This is a genomic window from Aphanothece microscopica RSMan92 (assembly GCF_046613545.2).
Classification (GTDB): domain Bacteria; phylum Cyanobacteriota; class Cyanobacteriia; order PCC-6307; family Cyanobiaceae; genus NIES-981.
In genome coordinates this window covers 22,652-41,458 of the sequence record NZ_JBKKKY020000001.1, presented here as the reverse complement: position 1 = coordinate 41,458, position 18,807 = coordinate 22,652, and the positions used below count along the sequence as shown (strand labels likewise).

The window sequence follows — 18,807 nt, the reverse complement described above, 5'->3', positions numbered from 1 at the left end:
ACCTTCGTCTGGACCGGATCAACAGCCAGCTGGTCCTCCAGCTGGCCCGTCGCGCGATGTTCCACTACATGGAGCGTTGTCCCGGAGGAGCGGAACCCTGCGGGGTGGTCCTTCAGGGCGATCGGGGCCGGGTGGTCTTCGAACAGCCGGTGCTCCTGCCGGAGGAGCAGTTCATTCCGATCGACCTGATCCGCGGCCGCAACCCGCGGGGAGGCGGCAGCCGGGTCCGCTGGACACGTCCGTTCTGAATACGTCCGTTCTGAATCCGCCGGACCCGTTCCGTTGACGCCCCTTCACCGCTGACGCCACTTCCCTCCTGACGCCATGGCGCCCGATCCGCTGTTGCTGATGGTCCCGAGGCCATCCCCCTTCTGGCTCTGGCTGGCCTGCCTCCTGGGTGCCTGCATCGGCAGCCTCCTCAACGTCGTGGCGTGGCGCCTGCCCCGCGAGGAATCCCTCGTGCGCCCGCCCAGCCATTGCCCCCACTGCGGCACCCGCCTGCGCTGGCACGACAACATTCCCGTGCTGGGCTGGCTGCTGCTGCGGGGGCGCTGCCGCCACTGCGGGGCGGCGATCAGCTGGCGCTATCCCCTGGTGGAGCTGCTCACCGCGGGGCTCTGGGTGGCGGCCCTGCTCGCCACCCCCAGTGCCATGGGCCCCGATCCGCTGCCCTGGACCCTGGTGGCCGCCGGCTGGTTGCTGCTGAGCTGGTTGATCCCGCTCACCCTGATCGACCTGGACCGCCTCTGGCTGCCTGAGCCCCTCTGCCGCAACGGCCTGCTGCTGGGCCTGGGCTGCACCGCGCTGATCGGTTTCGCCCAGGGTGAAGGGGTCGGCAGAGACCTCCTGTTCCACCATCTCGCCGCCGCTGGGGTGGGCCTGCTGGGCTTCGAGAGCGTCAGTGCCATCGCCGAAAAGCTGGCCGGCCGACCGGCTCTCGGCCTCGGGGATGCCAAGCTCGCAGCCCTGCTGGGGGCTTGGCTCGGTCTGACGGGGCTTGGCCTGACCGTGGCCCTGGCGGTGCTCGGGGGGGCGGCCGTGGGCATCGTCGGTCGACTCAGCGGACGGCTTGGCCCCCTGCAGCCCCTGCCCTTCGGCCCCTTCCTCACCGCCGGCGGCGCTGCGGTGTGGCTGCTGGGCCACGACTTCTGGCTCCACCAGCTCGGCCTGGCCTTCTGAGCCCACCCCCTACGGATCGCTCGGAGCCCAACAGGAGCCGCAAACGTCTGCCGCCTTAAATGGTCGGAATGCCCGTGCATCCCCTGCCGACCCGCTGATGTCGCTGTTCGATTGGTTCGCTGATCGCCGCAAGGTGCCGCCGGTGGTGCGCGCCGCCCAGGAGGTGGAGGAAGGGGATGGTCTGTGGAGCAAATGCCCTGATTGCGGCCTCGTGGTCTACCGCAAGGATCTGATCGCCAATGCCAGTGTCTGCAAGGGCTGCGGCCACCACCACCGGATCGACAGCGAGGAGCGCATCCGTCTGATCGCCGATCCCGGCAGTTTCGAGCCCCTGGACAGTGACCTGGCTCCCACCGATCCGCTCGAGTTCAAGGATCGGCGCAGCTACGCCGACAGGATCCGGGACAGCCAGCAGAGCACGGGGCTCAACGATGCGGTGATCACCGGTCTCTGCCGCACCAGTGGGATGCCCCTGGCCCTCGGGGTGATGGACTTCCGCTTCATGGGCGGCTCGATGGGATCGGTGGTCGGCGAGAAGCTGACCCGTCTGATCGAAGCGGCCACCCAGCGGCGCCTGCCGCTGCTGATCGTCTGCGCCTCCGGCGGTGCCCGCATGCAGGAGGGCATGCTGAGCCTGATGCAGATGGCCAAGATCTCCGGTGCGCTGCAGCGCCACCGCGACGCCGAGCTGCTCTACATCCCCCTGCTCACCCACCCCACCACAGGGGGGGTCACCGCCAGCTTCGCCATGCTGGGGGACCTCATCCTGGCCGAACCCAAGGCCCTGATCGGTTTTGCCGGCCGGCGGGTGATCGAGCAGACCCTGCGCGAGAAGCTGCCGGAGGGCTTTCAGACCGCCGAGTACCTGCAGGACCACGGCTTCGTGGACGCGATCGTCACCCGGCCCGATTTCCGCGCCACCCTGGCCAACCTGCTGCGGCTGCATGGCTGTCGCGAGGCCGTCGGGATGGAAGGAGCGGCATGACGGTGCTCCGCTCCGGTCTTGCCCTGCTGCTGTGCCTCCTGGTGCACCTGCCCCTGGCCGGGATGGCCACGCCGCGTGCCCTGGCCGCCTCGGTGGATTGGCGGGAGGTGCCGGCCAACGCCGACGGGCGGCAGTGGTGGGACGCCGGCAGCCTGCGGCTGAGCCGCGCCGGCAATCTCTCGGTGCTGAGCCGGTTCCAGCCGGCCAGCGAGGCCGACCGGCCCCGCCTCGGGGATCTCTACGTGATGGAAATCGACTGCGGCCAGAAGCTGTACCGCGACACCTCGGTCAACGGTGTGCCCCGCTTCGGTGCCGAATGGCAGCCCGCCAGCGGTGATGACCTGATCAGCGCGGTGATCGACGCCAGCTGCGCGGCAGGGGCCTCGCTGTTCCAGGCTGCCTGAAGCGACGCTCCTGAACCATGACCCTCCCCGCCGCCGCCGCCCGGCCCCTCGGGGTGGCGATCGCCGGCCTCGGCTTCGGTGAGAAGGTGCATCTGCCGGCCCTGCAGGCCTGTGCCACCACCGAGCCCGTCGCCCTCTGGCATCCCCGTGCCGATCGGCTGGAGTCCGCCTGCCGGGCGGCCGGGCTGCCCGGGCAGACGGACTTCGGCGCGCTCCTGGCCGACCCCGCGGTGGAAGCGGTGGTGATCGCCACCCCGCCGGAGCCCCGCTTCGAGCTGGCCAGGCAGGCCCTGCTCGCCGGCAAGCACCTCATGCTCGAAAAGCCGGTGGCCCTCTCGGCCACCGAGGCCGAGGAGCTGCAGCGGCTGGCGCTCGCCCAGCGGCTGACCGTGGCCGTGGATTTCGAGTACCGGGCCGTGCCGTTGTTCCAGCAGCTGGCGGACCTGCTGCGCAGCGGTGTCCTCGGCGAGCTGGTGCTGGTCAAGCTCGACTGGCTGATGGGCAGCCGGGCCGATGCCACCCGCCCCTGGAGCTGGTATTCCCAGGCCACCGCGGGGGGAGGGGTTCTCGGCGCCCTCGGCACCCACGCCTTTGACCTGCTCCACTGGCTGGTGGGACCCACCCGGAACCTGCGGGCTCAGCTGAGCACGGCGATTGCCGAACGACCCCTGCCGGATGGGGAGGGGCGGATGGGCACGGTTGACGCCGAGGACATCGCCCTGGTGCAGCTGGAGCTGCAGGGCGCGGACGGGCGGATGGTGCCGGCCCAGCTGAGCCTGGCGTCGGTGACCCGCCAGGGGCGGGGTTGCTGGCTGGAGCTCTATGGACGGGAGGCCACCGCGGTGCTGGGGTCGGACAACCAGGCCGACTACGTGCACGGCTTCAACCTCTGGCTGGCCCGGGGCGGCGAGCCCCTGCGCCGCCTGGAACCCGACCCGGACCTGGCCTTCCGGCGAACCTGGGAGGACGGCCGGATCGCCCCGGTGGCCCGGCTCCATGGCTGGTGGAGCGATGCCGTGCGGGAGAGACGTCCGATGGTGCCCGGCCTGGCGGAAGGGGTGGTGAGCCAGCGCTGCTGTGACCGGGCCCGCCAGGACTGAGGCGGCGGCTCGCAAGGGCTGAGGCGGCGGCCTGCCAGGGCGGCAATCCGCATCCGGACTCGCCCGGGCGCCACCGGCCAACACCTCCGCAAATCGGTAGCAACCGCTACAGTTCAACCACGTTGACCGGGGGCCCCATGGCCCCTCTGGCGGAAGTAGGGATCCACCGGGAAGTCCCGTTCACCCGAAGCAACGCGCCATCCAACCCGAGCCCGCTCTCACCGGAGGCACGTCCATGTCCATCACCACAGCCAGACAGCTGGCCCGCCAGGCCGAAGAGGCCCGCCGCGCCGCCAAGCAGCACGGATTCACGCTCCAGTCCCTGCGCAAGCAGCGGCTGATCGACTGATCCTTCGTCCCCTGCCTCCCCCGGCCGCCGATGACGGCCGGGGGTTTTCTGTCGCCTGCCGCCGCGGCGACGGCGACTGAGACCCGTGAGGCATCACCTAGACTCCCCCGCAGTTCCCACTTCCGACTGCGAGGTTTCCCATGGCGCTCGTTCCGCTTCGGCTGCTGCTCGACCATGCCGCTGAAAACGGCTACGGCATCCCTGCCTTCAACGTGAACAACCTCGAGCAGGTGCAGTCGATCATGGAGGCGGCCTACGAGACCGACAGTCCGGTCATCCTGCAGGCCTCCCGCGGCGCCCGCCAGTACGCCGGTGAGAGCTTCCTGCGTCACCTGATCCTGGCCGCCGTGGAAACCTATCCGGACATCCCGGTGGTGATGCACCAGGACCACGGCAACAGCCCCGCCACCTGCTACGGCGCCGCCGCCAACGGCTTCACCTCGGTGATGATGGACGGCTCGCTGATGGCCGACGCCAAGACCCCCGCCAGCTACGAGTACAACGTGGCCGTCACCAAGGAAGTGGTGGACGTGGCCCACGCCATCGGCGTGAGCGTGGAGGGCGAGCTGGGCTGCCTGGGCTCCCTCGAGACCGGCATGGGTGAGGCGGAGGACGGCCATGGTTTCGAAGGGAAGCTCGACCACAGCCAACTGCTCACCGACCCCGCCGAAGCCGCCGACTTCGTCGCCAAGACCAAAGTCGACGCCCTGGCGATCGCCATCGGCACCAGCCACGGCGCCTACAAGTTCACCCGCAAGCCCACCGGTGAAGTGCTGGCGATCAGCCGCATCGCCGAGATCCACAAGGCCATCCCCAACACCCACCTGGTGATGCACGGCTCCTCCTCGGTGCCCCAGGAGTGGCTGGACATGATCAACCAGTACGGCGGTGCCATCCCCGAGACCTACGGCGTGCCCGTGGAGGAGATCCAGGAAGGCATCCGCAACGGCGTTCGCAAGGTGAACATCGACACCGACAACCGCCTCGCCTTCACCGCTGCCATCCGTGAAGCCGCCGCCAAGGATCCCGCCAACTTCGATCCCCGCCACTTCAACAAGCCCGCCCGGGCCTACATGAAGCAGGTGTGCCTGGATCGCTACCAGCAGTTCTGGTGCGCCGGCAACGCCAGCAAGATCAAGCAGCGCGACATCAACTACTACGCCGGTCTGTACGCCAAGGGCGAACTCGATCCCAAGGTGGCCGTCGCCGCCTGAGGCGATTGATCCGCCACGGATCCAGCCTGGGTCCGGCATGCCTCCAAGGGTCCTGCGGGGCCCTTTTTTGATGCGTCCCGATGGCCTGACTGGTTCCCGCAGGTCGTGATGGCGGTCAGACCGGTGGAACGATCGGCGAGGCCTCGCTGGAGCGGCCCGGATCCAGCAGGGCCTCGATCGCCTCATCGAGGGTCGCCTCCATGGCGATGCGGGAGCTGTCACTCACCACCACCCGGGTCAGGGTGGGCAAGCCACCCGCCCGGGCCCGCAGATACACCGGCTCGACATAGAGCAGCGCATCGCCGATCGGCACCACCAGCAGATTGCCCTGGATCACCTCCGATCCGGCGCGGTTCCACAGTCCGAACTGCTGACTGATCCGCGGGTTCTGGTTGATCAGCGCCTGCACTTGCTCCGGCCCATAGATCGGCAGCTGGCTGGGGAACCGCAGCAGGGTCAGTTCGCCGTAGTGGGGGGCGTCGCTGCGGGCCGCCAGCCACCCCACCAGGTTCGGGCGGGACAGCGGCGTCAGGGGCTGCAGCAGCAGGAACTCGGGCTCGGTCTGCCCCGGGAGCTGGGCACTGATGTGATACGGCTCCACCGGGACCTGCTCCTCCCCGTAGAGCTCCTTGGGAACCTGCCAGACATCGTCACCGCTGTAGAAGATGCGCGGGTCGGTGACGTGGTAGCGAAGCAGCTGGGTCGTCTGGAGCTGAAACTGCCAGCGTGGGTACATGATGTGGGCCCGGATGGCCGCCGGCATGGCCTCCAGGGGCCGGAACAGCTCGGGGAACAGCCGCTGCCAGCTGCGGATCAGCGGATCCTCCGGTTCGGCCACATAGAGCACCATCTGGCCGGTGAAGGCATCCACCACCACCTTCACCGCATTGCGCACGTAGCGGATGCTGGGCTCCCCTGGCACCGGCGCGCTGTAGGGGTAGTAAGGACTGGTGGTGAAGCCGTCGACGATCCAGTACTGGTGATGCTCGGAGCGGAGCGGGGGGGAGTCCTCGATCCGGACCGACACCAGGTAGGGCTCGGCCTCCCAGCGCACGAAGGGAGCCAGGGTTCGAACCCGGTCCCGCACCTCCCGGTGGAGGAGAAGACGGGTCGCGGCATTGAGCTCCCCCCGCACCAGCAGCTTGGGCTCCCCGAGGTAGATCGCGGCCGCCACCCGCTGCCAGAAGCGGCCCATCGGCACCCCGGCCCCACCGCTGTAGTGGATGTAGAAATTGTCGTCTCCCTGGGGATAGTTGAACTCCTCCACCGCAGTCGGAGCGAGGGCATAGGGGGAGGGCAGGGAGCCGAAGTAGAGGAAGGGATCCTCGATCGGGACCACGGCCTTCACCTCCTCCCGGCTGATCCCGAGAGCCTGGTTGCCTTCGATGCGGGTCGAGGGACCCAGGTCGGAGATGAAGAAGTCGGGCAAGCCCGCCGGTCCGCTGGTGTTCACCGGCGAGAGGGTGAAGCCGTTGCCGTGGGTGAACACCAGATGGCGGTTGAGCCAGGTGCGGGCCTGGCGAGGCAGGGCCGCCTGATCCAGCTCCCGGGCGGCCATGATCACCTGCTGGCGTCCCAGGCCGGACCTGGGCTGCAGCGGATAGCGGTCCACCGCGGGCTCGGAGAAGCGGTAGTACACCCGCAGCTGCTGCAGCTGGCGGTTGGTGGCCAGCAGGGGGGCACTGTCCCAGAGACGGACGTTGCGCAGGGTGGCCTGGCCTTCCACCAGATCCTGTCGGGTCAGGCGGCCCTTGGGAACGCGGTCGAAGACATCCATGCCATCGACCTGAAGGGCACGCCGGGTGGCATCGATCGAGCGGGCGAGATAGGGCTGTTCCCGTTCCAGCTCCTGGGGGTTCACCAGCAGGTTCTGCACCAGGGGCTTCAAGCCCAGCTCCACCAGCGGCAGGAGGACCAGCAGCAGCGCCAGCAGGCTCACCAGCGGAGCCCGGCGGCCCTGCCGCGCCAGGGGGCTCACCAGCAGCACCGCCATGGCCAGGGCGATCACGGCCGATCCGGTGCGGACCGGAAGAGCCAGATGCACATCCAGCCAGCCCGCACCGGGCACGCTGCCCGAGGTGCTGAGCAGCAGCTGATGCCGCCCCAGCCAGAAGGCCATGGCCACCAGCAAGGCCGCCAGAGCCATGGGCCAGCGCAGGGCCAGCAGCTGCTCTGGGCTGAAGCCCGCGAACCGCCCGTCACTGAGCTGGGGAGCCCGCGCCATCACCCCCCAGAGGGCCAGCGACAGGGTCGTGGCCATCAGGGCCAGGGCCAGGGTGAGGGCCAGCGCCAGCGCCGGGAAGCGCATCAGCACAAAGCTCACATCGGCCCCCAGCAGAGGCTCGCGGATCCCCGCGGCCTGGGCTGCGGCCGCCAGACTCCACAGACCCCAGCCCCGGGCCAGCAGGACGGCGACCACCATCCCGCCGGCGAGCTGCACCCCCCTGGCCGCCGCCTGGGGACGGGCCAGCAACAGCACGACGGCCAGAGCCAGGGCCAGGACGAGCGGCCCCGGCGGCACCGCCGCCAGACCAACCAGGCCATGCAGCCGATCGGGATCGAACGGCTGGAAGGCCAGACGCTGAAGCAGACCCCACAGCAGGGCCAGGGGGAGCAGGCCGCCGGCCAGCAGTCCGAGCAGAACCCCGCCATAGGGAACGGGCTCCAGACGCAGCCGCCCGCTCGACGCGGCGGGCAGGGCCCAGAACCAGAGCAGCCACCGTTGCAGCCCCGCCGTCAGGGCCAGCCCCAGCACCAGCCCCAGAAGCTGCAGTGCCCAGCGGCGCAGCAACACGGTCTGGAGCGCGAACTGACTGAACCAGCTCCATTCCACCCAGAGGCGGGCTGCGGTCAGCAGGGCTGCGGCCGCGAGAGAGAGCCCCAGCAGCAGCAGCCACCAGGACCGCCGGCGGCTGGGTGAAGGGGAGCGGAGAGCGCGCATCACCGCTCGAGGCTAGACAGCCTTGCTGCGGCGACAAGGGGGCCGTGGCGACAGGGGCACCCCAACGCCGCCGACATAACCCGATCCACCGGGTCGGGTATTCATTCCGGGGCTGGATCGCGCTGTTAGGGTTCCGGGCAGCATCGGGCGACACCGTGACGGCCACCCTCTCCCGCTCCACCTTCACGGGCCTGCGCTGCAAGGAATGCGGCCACGCCTACGAGGCCGGTGCCCGCCACGTCTGCGAAGACGTCTGCTTCGGCCCGCTGGAGGTCGTCTACGACTACGACGCCATCCGCAACCGGGTGAGCCGGGCCACCATCGAAGCGGGTCCCTCCTCCATCTGGCGATACCGCGATTTCCTGCCGATCGAGGGCGATCCGATCGACGTCGGCACGGGCTTCACCCCCCTGCTCAAGGCCGACAACCTGGCACGCCGCCTGGGCCTCAACAGCCTCTACATCAAGAACGACGGCGTCAACATGCCCACCCTCTCCTTCAAGGATCGGGTGGTGTCGGTGGCCCTCACCCGGGCCCGGGAGCTGGGGTTCACAACGGTCAGCTGCGCCTCCACGGGCAACCTGGCGAACTCCACCGCCGCCATCGCCGCCCATGCCGGGCTCGAATGCTGCGTCTTCATCCCCAGTGATCTGGAACTCGGCAAGGTGCTGGGCACCCTGATCTACAACCCCACCCTGATGGCGGTGCACGGCAACTACGACCAGGTGAATCGCCTCTGCTCGGAAGTCGCCAACACCTTCGGCTGGGGCTTCGTGAACATCAACCTGCGGCCCTACTACTCGGAGGGCTCCAAGACCCTCGGCTATGAGGTGATCGAGCAGCTGGGCTGGGAACTGCCTGACCACATCGTCGCTCCCCTGGCCTCCGGATCCCTGTTCACCAAGATCCGCAAGGGCTTCGACGAGTTCATCCAGTGCGGCCTGGTGGAGGAGAAGTCCGTGCGCTTCAGCGGCGCCCAGGCCGAGGGCTGCAGCCCGATCGCCCAGGCCTTCGCCGAAGGCCGGGACTTCATCACCCCGGTGAAGCCCCACACGATCGCCAAATCGATCGCGATCGGCAACCCGGCCGACGGCCCCTATGCCATCGACATCGCCAACCGCACCGGCGGCAGCATCGCCGCGGTGAGCGACGCGGAGATCGTCGACGGGATCAAGCTGCTGGCGGAGACGGAGGGGATCTTCACCGAGACCGCCGGTGGCACCACGATCGCGGTGCTCCGCAAGCTCGTGGAGCAGGGCAGGATCAATCCCGAGGAGCGCACCGTGGCCTACATCACCGGCAACGGCCTCAAGACCACCGAGGCCGTGGTCGATGCCATCGGAGCGCCCTACACGATCGAAGCCCAGCTGGAGAGCTTCAAGGCCGCCTGGCAGCAGGCCCAGGCCGACCACCGGGGCTGACCCTCCTGCAGCCCATGGGCTGCCTGCTGTTCCACTTCTCCCTTTCCCTTTCCCAACGTCGCGCCGATCCATGGGCATTCAGGTTCTGATCCCCACTCCCCTTCAGAAGTTCACCAATGACCAGGCCAGCGTGGAGCTCGAGGCCGCCAGCATCGACACCCTGATCGACGCCCTCGACGGCCAGTTCCCCGGGCTGAAGGCCCGCCTCTGCGATGAGAACGGCAAGCTGCGCCGCTTCCTCAACATCTACGTGAACAGCGAGGACATCCGTTTTCTGGAAAACCAGGCCACCGGTCTCAAGGACGGCGATGAGGTGTCGATCGTGCCCGCGGTGGCCGGGGGCTGAGGCCCCGTCCTGTGCCCGCGAGCACCCCAGCCCCGGCCCGGGCTGCATAGGCTCGGCCACCGATCGTCCTGTGGCTTGAGCCATGACCCTTACGCCCGAGGCCCCAGCCGCGGCCAGCAGCAAGGCCCAGCTGTTCGATTACCGCCAGGCTGCCAATCCGGTGCGCCGCGGTCTCACCGAGCCGATCCCGGAGGGACGCTGGGGACCTGAGCTGCATGCCCGGGGACCCAGCGCCATCCTTCCCCTCGATCTCAGCCGCGAGCTGGGCTGCCAGGGGCCGGCCACCAGCCCGGCCCTCAGCGCCAACTTCGTGCGGATTCTCGCGGGCGAGTCGATCAGCGCCGGTGCCAACGCCACCAGCTCCCTCTTCTATGTGTGGAGGGGAACCGGCCATTGCCGTCAACCGGCCTCGCCAGGGGGCCACGACTTCAGCCAGGACTGGCGCCAGGGCGATCTGTTCGTGCTGCCCGCCGGCGAGGCCGCCCAGCTGGAAGCCGTCGAGGAGAGCGTTCTCTACTGGGTTCACGATGCTCCCCTGCTCAGCCACCTGGGGGTGAGCGCCGATCGCCCCCGCTTCGAGGCCACCCACTACCCCGGCGCGTGGCTGCGGCAGGAACTGGCGGCCCTGTCGGACGACCCCAGCAGTGCCCGCAGCAACCGGCTCAGCCTGCTGCTGGCCAACAGCGATCTGCCGGCCAGCCGCACCGTGACCCACACCCTCTGGGCGATGTACGGCCTGGTGCCGGCCGGAGCCGTGCAACCGCCCCACCGGCACCAGTCGGTGGCCCTGGATCTGGTGATCGACTGTGCCCCCGGCTGCGCCACGCTCTCGGGGCCCGAGCTGAACCCGGACGGCACGATCCGCAACCCGGTGCGGATGGAGTGGGAACCCGGCGCCGCCTTCGTGACGCCACCGGGCCACTGGCACAGCCATGTGAACGACAGTGGCCGGGAGGCCCTGCTGCTGCCGATTCAGGACGCCGGCCTACACACCTACCTGCGCAGCCTCGACATCCGCTTCAGCAGCGGGCTGGCCGCCTGATGAACCCGGAGGGGCCGGGGCCCCGGCGCCCCGGTCATGCGCTTCGACCAGACGGCGGAACACCTCCCCCTCGATGGTTTCCTCGGCGATCAGCCGGTCCACCAGGAGATCCATCAGGTCCCGACGGGGCCTGAGCATGTCCACGGCCCGGTCGAGAGCCGCCTGGGCCAGGGAACGCACCTGCGCATCGATCCGGTTGCCCGTCCCCTGGGAATAGGCGGGCTGGGATCGCAGCCAGTCGCGGCCGAGGAAGACCTCGACACCCTCCCCCTCGAGGGCCTGGGGACCAAGCGAGGAGAAGCCGTAGCGGGTGACCATCTCACGGCAGATCCGGGACACCATCTCCAGGTCACCGGCGGCTCCCTGGGTCACTTCACTGGGCCCGAACACCACCAGCTCGGCAGCCCGGCCGCCCATGGCCACCACGAGCCTGGCCTGCAGGTAGGCCTTGCTGATCAGGCCGGAATCCAGCAGCTCCTCGTCCGGCATGGTGCGGGCAAAACCGCCGACCCCGCCCGCCCTGGGCAGCAGGGTCACCTTGTCCAGCCGATCGGCATGGGGCACCAGGGTGGTGAGCAGGGCATGACCCACTTCGTGGTAAGCGATCAGGCGCTTCTTGGCCGAGTCCTGCAGGGGGGCCACCGCCAGGCCCATGGTGATCCGCTCGAGGGCATCGCTGAGGGCCGCCTCATCGATGGCGCTCTGTTGGCGGCGGGCGGTGAGGATCGCCGCCTCATTGAGCAGGTTGGCCAGATCCGCACCGGAGAACCCGGGGGTGCGGCTGGCCCAGTCGGCCAGGGAAACCGCCTCGTCCAGCGGGCGGGTGCGGGCATGGACGGCCAGGATCTCCTCCCGCCCACGGCGGTCGGGCAGATCGACGGTGATGCGACGGTCGAATCGGCCAGGCCGCATCAGGGCGGCATCGAGCACATCCGGTCGGTTCGTTGCCGCCACCAGGATCACGCCGGAGTTCTCCTCGAAGCCATCCATCTCGGTCAGCAGCTGGTTGAGGGTCTGCTCCCTCTCATCGTTGCCGCCGCCGATCCCGGCACCGCGCTGGCGCCCGACCGCATCGATCTCGTCGATGAAGATGATGCACGGGGCCTTGGCCTTGGCCTTGCGGAAGAGATCCCGCACCCGGCTCGCCCCCACGCCCACGAACATCTCGACGAATTCCGAGGCGGCCATCGAGAAGAAGGGCACCCCGGCCTCCCCGGCGATGGCACGGGCCAGCAGGGTCTTGCCGGTGCCCGGGGGACCGACGAGCAGCACGCCCTTGGGGATGCGGGCACCGATGGCCGTGTAGCGCTCCGGGGACTGCAGGAAGGTCACCACCTCCTGGAGCTCCTCCTTGGCCTCGGCGATGCCGGCCACGTCCTCGAAGCGGACCGTGACCGTGTTCTCCGGCTGCAGCCGGGGCTTGCTGCTGCCGAAGCCCATGGCCCGGCTGGCCACCTGGGTTGAACGCTTCAGCAGCAGCCCCAGCCCGATCAGCAGCAGCAGCACCAGCAGACCGTTGGAGACGAGCGAGGCGGTGGCCGCCTCGCTGCGGTCGTCCCGGACCGTGAGCGGGACCCGGGCCTGCTCCGCCGTCCGCAGCAGCAGCTGGTCGTTGTTGAAGACCGGGACCCGCGCCACCCGGCCGTCCGCGAAGCGCGCCTCCACTTCCCGACGGGCGATGGACAGCTGCAATTCCTTGACCTTTCCACCCTTCAGGTCGGCCAACAGCTGGCTGTAGGAGGGCGTGGGGACACGCCCTCCACCGAGACGATCGGCCAGCGACTCGACCACGGGCCGGGCAGGGGTCGCCGGCTCGGTGGCGCTGGGCTTCGCAGTCGCCGCGTCGTTGGCCGGCCCTGGCTTGTCCGCCTGGGCGGACCCTGCTGCAGTCGCCTGAACGGACCCTGCCGCAGCCGTCTCAGCGGCGCTTGCAGCAGCCGGTGGAAGGCTCTTGCTCACGGGGTTGCGGCTTTCGCAGGAGCTTAGCGATTTGACGAAAGGCAAGCCCGCAGCGGAGGATCCTCGTTTGGCTGTGAGTGAACGGGGATGGCTGTTCCCAAGAAGAAGACCTCGAAAGGGAAGCGCAACCAGCGCCATGCCCACTGGAAGGCCAAGGCCGCCACGGCCGCCCAGAAGGCTCTCTCGATCGGCAAGGCCGTGCTGAGCGGCCGGGCCCAGGGCTTCGTCTATCCGATCAAGGACGAGGAGGAGGCCTCAGAGGCCTGATCCCGGCCCAGGAGAGGAGCCCGGCAGGCCACGCAGCGGCGGCGGCTGTCCAGCCAAGCCACGGCTCTGGTGGGCACCGGCAGGCTCTGCTCGAGCAGGGGGTCCTGGTAGAGGGCTGGCGGCAGACTCGCCAGGCTGGAGCGCACCAGCGCCTCCAGGGCCCGAGGCTCGAGCCACGCGCCGCCGCCGCCCATGGCTGACTGTTGCGCACCGGCATCCAGCCGGCCCCGCCGCTGGCCAGCCGTCAGGGCCCGCCGCTGCCGGGCCTCGGCCTGAAAGCGCCAGCGGCGCGGCAGCGACCAGTCCGTCGGACGGAGCACCCAGAGTTCCCCGAACGCGCTCCAGGCCCCCTGGTAGCCCTCAAGCTGGCGATCCCAGTGCGGCAGCCAGGCCAGCTCCGCCGGCGCGAGGCCAGGGGCCAGGCGCTCGGCCTGCACCACCGCAGTGTCGGCCTCCAGGCCGAGCGGACGACAGCCCATCAACCAGCCCTCGACCACAACCGCGTCACAGGCGATCCGATCGACCCCGGCGCGGTCGCCCTGGCCGCCCCGCAGACTTTTATCGAAGCGGGGGCGCACCCATGCCCCTCCCCCCCGCCAGCGCCGCAGACTCTCCTCGAGCAGGCCGATGTCATGGCTGCCCGGTGGCACCCGGCTCACACCGAACGGGTTGCCGGCCAGCGCATCGAGCCGCGCCTGCCAGGGCAGATAGAAATCATCGATCGAGGCGACCCCCAGGCGCAGACCCAGCCGGGCCGCCAGCACCTGCAGCACCCGGGCCAGACTGCTCTTGCCGACCCCCACCGGACCGTTGATCGCCACGGCCGGACGCCCGCCGGATTCGACACCGTGCAGGAGTCTCGCCAGCAGGGGCAGCGCAAAGCCCTCCACAAGGCTCGGGTGGATGGGGGTCTCCAGCGGAGACCCTGCCCCACAGACCAGTCGCCACTGCAGGGGGTCCTCGATGCCGCAATGCCGCTGCAGGTCGGGGTCCATCAGGTGCCGAGCTTGAACGCCTCCAACACCACCGCATAGACCAGGCCAATGCGCAGGTTGTCGGCGATCACCCAGCCCAGCCCGGGCCGCTCCCGCACCAGGCGGCTGCGCAGCCTCACCACCAGTTCCAGCCCCAGCACAAGCCCCAGCACCGCCATCGGGCGGCCGCCCGGAAAGACCAGCATCACGTAGGTGGTGAGATTGCCACCCGCGTAGAACCCGCCCAGGAGGGACAGCAGCACCACGCTGCGGTAGCGCCAGCTGCCCCGCAGGTTGCCCAGCACGGCGGCGGCGGCGGCCTCGCTGAGCTGATTGAAGCGGGTGGGCTGCAAGGGAGGCGGAGTCAGAGCAGGTCCTCGAGGTACGACAGCGTGACCCGGCCGCTCTGGCAAGCCGGCCCGTTCAGCACCTGGCAGCCCTCTCCGAGCTCGCTCACCACGGCCCGGGCCTGCTGATAGTGCTCGGCAGGCATCTGGGCTCCGTAGTGGCTCAGGGTGACCAGACAGGGCAGCTCCGCCCCCACGGCGGCAGCCAGGCCCTGGGGCGAATCCTCGATCGCCACCACCTGCCGGGCGGGCAGGCCCAGATGGGCCAGAGCCAGGCGGTACGCCTCCGCATCGGGTTTCTTGCGGCGCACATCCTCCCCACAGATCCGGAAGCTGAAGGCCTGGGCCAGATCGCCGAGCAGGCGATGCTCCAGCTCCTGCACAGCCCCCCGGGCGCTGGTGGTGACGAGGCCCTGGGACAGCCCAGCCGCGGCCGCCTCGGTGATCAGGGCCGCGACCCCGAGGCGCAGGCGAAGCAGGCCATCGCGCACCAGGGCGCCGTAGTGGCGCTGCTTGCAGGCCTGAAGGGCCGCCACCCGGGCCGGTTCGGGATCCTGGCCCTCCAGCTCGGCCAGACAGGCCCGGATGCGCTCGGCGCCACCGGAGATGCGAAGCCAGTGGCGATAGCCGTCTGGGTCCCAGTGAACGCCGACACCGCGCTCGGCGAAGGCGCGGTTGAAGGCGACGCGATGGCCGTCGCGCTCGGTCTCGGCGAGGGTGCCATCCACATCCCAGAGCAGGGCGCGCAGGGACATCGACCCGGAGCTGCGGACGGCCGAGGTTAGGCCGCCCTCCACGCTGCCCGGCCCGGGAGCGGCTGGAAGCCCCCCCAGAATGGGCTGTCCTGCGTTGATCGGCCCGTTGCTCCCCGCCCTCTCCGAGCAACGCTGGCAGCTCCCGGCGCCCCTCGGTGCGCTGGCCGATCCTGAACACCTCGGGCGTCTGAACCCTGACGGGGTGGAGCCACTGCCGCTGCCGCTGCTGGCGGTGCTGGCCCGCCGCGGCCGGCGCACGGCCGCGGCGATCGCCCAGCTGCTGGAGCCCGAGGCGGCACCGGCCCCGAATGCCCATTTCCCGGATCTGACCAAGGCCGTCGAACGGTTGGACCGGGCCTGCATCCAGGCGGAACCGGTGGCGATCTGCGGGGACTACGACGCCGACGGCATGACCAGCACCGCCCTGCTGGTGGGCGTGCTGGGACGGCTGGGGGCCCAGCCCCTGGCGGCGATCCCCAGCCGGCTCGACGAGGGCTACGGCCTCAATCCCGCCATGGTCGAGCGGCTGGCCGCCGAGGGTGTGCGGCTGCTGGTGACGGTCGACAACGGCATTGCCGCCGAAGCGGCGCTGGACCGGGCCGAGGCGCTGGGGGTGGAGGTGATCCTCACGGACCACCACACCATTCCGGAACGGATTCCCCCGCACCTGGCGCTGCTGCACCCGGCGCGCACGCCACCGGGATCACCCTTCCGGGGACTGGCGGGGGTGGGCCTGGCCTATGTGCTGGCCGCCGGCCTCTGCCGCCATCGCCGGCGGGAGGACGGACTGGCCATGGCGCGGGATCTCTTCTGCATCGGCACCATCGCCGACATGGCCCCGCTCGAGGGGGTCAACCGTCGCTGGCTGATGGATGGGCTGCCCCGCCTCGGTGGATCCTCCCTGCCGGGTCTGAAGGCCCTGCAACGGCTGGCGGGGACGGAGGACACCCCACTCGATGCCCAGGTGGTGGGGTTTCAGATCGCGCCGCGGATCAATGCGGTCGGGCGGCTGGGTGATCCCCAGCTGGTCGTGGAGCTGCTCACCACCCCGGACTGGGAGAGGGCCCTGGAGCTGGCGCAGGCCTGCGAGGGCCTCAACCGGCAACGCCGGGAGCTCTGCGAGGCGATCGAGGCGGAAGCCCTGGCCCTGCTGGAAGCGGATGGCCCGGCGCGTTCCAACTTCGTGCTCCTGGCCCAGAGCCACTGGCACCACGGCGTGATCGGCATCGTGGCGGCCCGTCTGGTCGAGAGGCTGGGCCTGCCCGCCGCCCTGCTGGCCGCAGAGGGCGGCGGGCTGCTCCGCGCCTCGGTGCGGGCACCGCGGGGCTTTGCCGTCGATGCGGCGCTCAGCCGCTGTGCCGATCTGCTGGAGCGCCATGGCGGCCATCCCGCCGCGGGAGGCTTCACGGTGCGCGCCGAAAACGTGGCATCGCTGCAGCAACGGCTCGAAGCCCTGGCCACCGAATGGCGGGAGAGCCATGGGGGCGGGCATCCGGTCGAACCCGAGGCCCTGCTGCACTTCGAGGTGATCGATCGGCAGTTCCTCGCCCATCAGCGGCGCCTGGAGCCGTTCGGCATCGCCCATCCCCAGCCGGTGTTCTGGAGCGCCGCCTGCCGTGTCGAGGGTCAGAAGCTGCTGCGGGGCGGCCATCTGCAGCTGGAGCTGGCCCAGGGAGAGCGCCGGCTGCGGGCGATGGGATGGCGTTGGCAAGGGGGGGCCGACCTGCCCGAGTGGCTGGATGTGGCCTACCGGCTCACGCTGAACCGCTGGCAGGGGCAGGAGCGCATCCAGCTCGATCTGGTGGGTGTCCGCCGGGGTGCCGCACCCGAGACCGACTGGGAGGTGCAGCTGCAGCGCAACGCCCGCACCTACTGGTGCCGCCGGCTGGGGGACGGACTGGTGGTGCGCAATGCCCAGGGCGAAGAACTGCACAGCAGCAGCGATCCCCAGCACCCCTACCTGCGGGCCCTTCTGGAGGATGCTGCGATGGCTCTCGGTCTTGTCGCCTGATGCCCGGATCGCTCCAGAGCCCCTCCCCCCAGCGGGCGTCGCCCTTCGGTCCATCCCCCCTGCATCGACGCGACGTCAGCACCGTGCTGCAGCTGGCCGTGGTGGGAGCGCTGGTGGGGCTGGCCTGCTGGCCCCTGAACCTCGTGGACGGCTGGCAGGACCAGCTGCAGCTCCAGCTGCCGAGCTTCAGCGGCGGGGGCTGGAGCCCGGTGGCCCTGGCCATCGCCCTGGCGCCCCTGGTGATGATGCCGCTGTTGCTGTGGCTCCAGGCCCACCCGCTGGCCAACGGCTCGGGCTCGGGAATCCCGCAGACGATCAGAAGCCTCCAGGAACCGGAGGCCGCCGAGGCGTTGCTGGCTCCCCGGCCGTTGCTGGCACGGCTCAGCCTCTGGTCGGCCGCCAGCCTGGCCCTGATGCCCCTGGGCCGGGAAGGTCCCGTGGTTCACCTCGGGGCGTCGGTCGCCCAGGCCCTGCGCCGGCGATTTCCGGGGCTCCTGCGGAGCGTGGAGCCGCAGGACCTGCTGGCGATCAGCTCCGGCGCGGGCCTGGCCGGGGGATTCAACAGCCCGTTGATGGGCGCGATCTTCGTGATGGAGGAGCTGACCGGGCGCTACAGCAGCACGGTGCTGTGGCCGGCCCTGATCGTGTGTTCCGCCGCCGCCCTCACCAGCAACCTCGAGGGCAGCCCGCTGTTCACGCTCGGCCTGGTGAGCACGGACGACCCGGAGTGGCAACAGCTGCTGCTGTCCCTGCCGATCGGTGTCGGGGCCGGACTGCTCGGCGGCCTGTTCGCGCGATGGTTGCTGCAGGCCAGCCGCTGGCTGAGGCCGGAGGTGCTTCAGCATCCCTGGCGCTGGGGGCTGATCCTGGGCGCCGCCCTGGGGCTGATGGCGGTGCTCAGCGGCGGCTGGAGCGGCGGCGACGGGGAAGCGGTCATGGAGCAGCTGCTGGAGGGCCGTGGCTGCCTGCCGGTCCCGGGCGCTCCGCTGGGGATCCTGGGCTGGGGGCTGGTGCTCGCCGCGCGGCTGGTCGCTCCGGTGCTCGCGCTCGCCTCAGGGATTCCCGGCGGCCTGATTGATCCGGCCTTCAGCATCGGTGCCGTGTTCGGCGGCGGGCTGCTGGCCATCCTCGGAGCGAACGTGCAGCTCGGCGTGGCGCTGGGCATGGCCGGGGGCCTGGCCGGTGCGACCCAGCTTCCGTTGATGACGGTGCTGTTCTCGCTGCGGATGGCCGGAGACCAGCAATGGCTCTTCGGCCTTCTGCTCAGCGCCGTCGTGGGCGCCTATGCGGGCCGCAGACTCCAGAGCGAGCCGATCTATCACGCCCTGGCCAAGGTCCACCATGAGGCCCACGCCCGCCACAGGGAACGCCGACAGGGAAGTCAGAACAGAGCGCAGATCAAGCTGGAGCCCACGCCGCCGGAGCTGGCCGCTGAAGAAGGGCTGGAAAACTCTGAGCCTGAGGGGGATGGGGGCTGAGGGATCCACGTCCCGACCGTTCAGCCGCCGGCTGA

General features: G+C 70.1%; 16 protein-coding genes, 1 pseudogene and 1 riboswitch. Of the genes and pseudogenes, 12 read left to right on the top strand and 5 right to left on the bottom strand.

Features of this window, described 5'->3' with window-relative positions; all coding sequences use genetic code 11:
* Window positions 1–68 precede the first annotated feature (68 nt).
* From ACLD7X_RS00205 to fba, 6 genes and pseudogenes are all read left to right on the top strand, one after another.
* On the top strand, window positions 69–248 hold the full coding sequence (locus ACLD7X_RS00205; RefSeq protein ID WP_411421424.1) for a hypothetical protein: 180 nt from the start codon (window positions 69–71) through the stop codon (window positions 246–248).
* A 76-nt stretch (window positions 249–324) separates the two neighbouring features.
* On the top strand, window positions 325–1,179 hold the full coding sequence (locus tag ACLD7X_RS00200) for a prepilin peptidase (RefSeq protein ID WP_411421423.1): 855 nt from the start codon (window positions 325–327) through the stop codon (window positions 1,177–1,179).
* 97 nt (window positions 1,180–1,276) lie between these two features.
* Window positions 1,277–2,125 (top strand): annotated as a pseudogene (gene accD, locus ACLD7X_RS00195) (acetyl-CoA carboxylase, carboxyltransferase subunit beta); the annotation flags it as partial.
* A gap of 35 nt (window positions 2,126–2,160) precedes the next feature.
* Complete coding sequence (locus tag ACLD7X_RS00190) at window positions 2,161–2,568, top strand: hypothetical protein (protein WP_412006999.1); 408 nt, start codon at window positions 2,161–2,163, stop codon at window positions 2,566–2,568.
* Window positions 2,569–2,585: 17 nt separating this feature from the next.
* Window positions 2,586–3,668, top strand: a complete 1,083-nt coding sequence (locus ACLD7X_RS00185; RefSeq protein ID WP_411421421.1) for a Gfo/Idh/MocA family protein — start codon at window positions 2,586–2,588, stop codon at window positions 3,666–3,668.
* A 118-nt stretch (window positions 3,669–3,786) separates the two neighbouring features.
* Window positions 3,787–3,867, top strand: a riboswitch (Glutamine riboswitch).
* A 290-nt stretch (window positions 3,868–4,157) separates the two neighbouring features.
* The gene (gene fba / locus ACLD7X_RS00180; RefSeq protein WP_411421420.1) at window positions 4,158–5,231 is read left to right on the top strand and encodes a class II fructose-bisphosphate aldolase; all 1,074 of its coding nucleotides are present in this window, start codon (window positions 4,158–4,160) and stop codon (window positions 5,229–5,231) included.
* A 115-nt stretch (window positions 5,232–5,346) separates the two neighbouring features.
* Here the strand turns inward: fba and ACLD7X_RS00175 are convergent, their stop codons facing one another.
* The gene (locus tag ACLD7X_RS00175) at window positions 5,347–8,172 is read right to left on the bottom strand and encodes a UPF0182 family protein (RefSeq protein WP_411421419.1); all 2,826 of its coding nucleotides are present in this window, start codon (window positions 8,170–8,172) and stop codon (window positions 5,347–5,349) included.
* Window positions 8,173–8,327: 155 nt separating this feature from the next.
* On the opposite strand from ACLD7X_RS00175, the gene thrC reads away from it, so the two are divergent.
* The 3 genes from thrC to ACLD7X_RS00160 all read left to right on the top strand — a co-directional run bounded on the left by thrC (window position 8,328) and on the right by ACLD7X_RS00160 (window position 10,981).
* Window positions 8,328–9,593 carry a threonine synthase gene (gene thrC, locus ACLD7X_RS00170; protein WP_411421418.1) on the top strand — a complete coding sequence of 422 codons (1,266 nt, stop codon included), beginning with the start codon at window positions 8,328–8,330 and terminating at the stop codon, window positions 9,591–9,593.
* A gap of 70 nt (window positions 9,594–9,663) precedes the next feature.
* Window positions 9,664–9,939: a MoaD/ThiS family protein gene (locus tag ACLD7X_RS00165; protein WP_411421417.1), complete on the top strand. Its 276-nt coding sequence runs from the start codon at window positions 9,664–9,666 to the stop codon at window positions 9,937–9,939.
* Between the two features lie 82 nt (window positions 9,940–10,021).
* Window positions 10,022–10,981 carry a cupin domain-containing protein gene (locus ACLD7X_RS00160; protein WP_411421416.1) on the top strand — a complete coding sequence of 320 codons (960 nt, stop codon included), beginning with the start codon at window positions 10,022–10,024 and terminating at the stop codon, window positions 10,979–10,981.
* On the opposite strand, the gene ftsH is transcribed toward ACLD7X_RS00160, so the two are convergent.
* Window positions 10,925–12,940 (bottom strand): ATP-dependent zinc metalloprotease FtsH, encoded by a 2,016-nt coding sequence (gene ftsH, locus ACLD7X_RS00155; RefSeq protein ID WP_411421415.1) that lies wholly within the window; start codon window positions 12,938–12,940, stop codon window positions 10,925–10,927. The genes ACLD7X_RS00160 and ftsH overlap by 57 nt on opposite strands.
* A gap of 87 nt (window positions 12,941–13,027) precedes the next feature.
* Here ftsH and rpmF point away from each other — a divergent pair, with 87 nt between their 5' ends.
* Window positions 13,028–13,207 carry a 50S ribosomal protein L32 gene (gene rpmF / locus ACLD7X_RS00150; protein ID WP_411421414.1) on the top strand — a complete coding sequence of 60 codons (180 nt, stop codon included), beginning with the start codon at window positions 13,028–13,030 and terminating at the stop codon, window positions 13,205–13,207.
* On the opposite strand, the gene ACLD7X_RS00145 is transcribed toward rpmF, so the two are convergent.
* Genes ACLD7X_RS00145 through ACLD7X_RS00135 form a run of 3 tightly spaced genes read right to left on the bottom strand, consistent with a single transcriptional unit; the run spans window position 13,168 to window position 15,283 of the window.
* A complete protein-coding gene (locus ACLD7X_RS00145; protein ID WP_411421413.1) occupies window positions 13,168–14,202 on the bottom strand; it encodes a hypothetical protein in 1,035 nt (344 codons plus the stop codon). The two genes, rpmF and ACLD7X_RS00145, sit on opposite strands and share 40 nt — an antisense overlap.
* A complete protein-coding gene (locus ACLD7X_RS00140) occupies window positions 14,202–14,534 on the bottom strand; it encodes a DUF565 domain-containing protein (RefSeq protein ID WP_412007070.1) in 333 nt (110 codons plus the stop codon). Before ACLD7X_RS00140 ends, ACLD7X_RS00145 begins: the two co-directional genes overlap by 1 nt.
* Before the next feature lie 11 nt (window positions 14,535–14,545).
* Window positions 14,546–15,283: an HAD-IA family hydrolase gene (locus ACLD7X_RS00135; protein ID WP_411421411.1), complete on the bottom strand. Its 738-nt coding sequence runs from the start codon at window positions 15,281–15,283 to the stop codon at window positions 14,546–14,548.
* A gap of 106 nt (window positions 15,284–15,389) precedes the next feature.
* Between ACLD7X_RS00135 and recJ the strand changes: the two genes are divergently transcribed.
* Together recJ and ACLD7X_RS00125 are read left to right on the top strand one after the other, a co-directional pair.
* Complete coding sequence (gene recJ / locus ACLD7X_RS00130) at window positions 15,390–17,294, top strand: single-stranded-DNA-specific exonuclease RecJ (RefSeq protein ID WP_412007071.1); 1,905 nt, start codon at window positions 15,390–15,392, stop codon at window positions 17,292–17,294.
* Window positions 17,294–18,772 carry a chloride channel protein gene (locus ACLD7X_RS00125; RefSeq protein WP_411421409.1) on the top strand — a complete coding sequence of 493 codons (1,479 nt, stop codon included), beginning with the start codon at window positions 17,294–17,296 and terminating at the stop codon, window positions 18,770–18,772. The genes recJ and ACLD7X_RS00125 overlap by 1 nt, the downstream gene beginning before the upstream one ends.
* The last annotated feature ends 35 nt before the right edge of the window (window positions 18,773–18,807 follow it).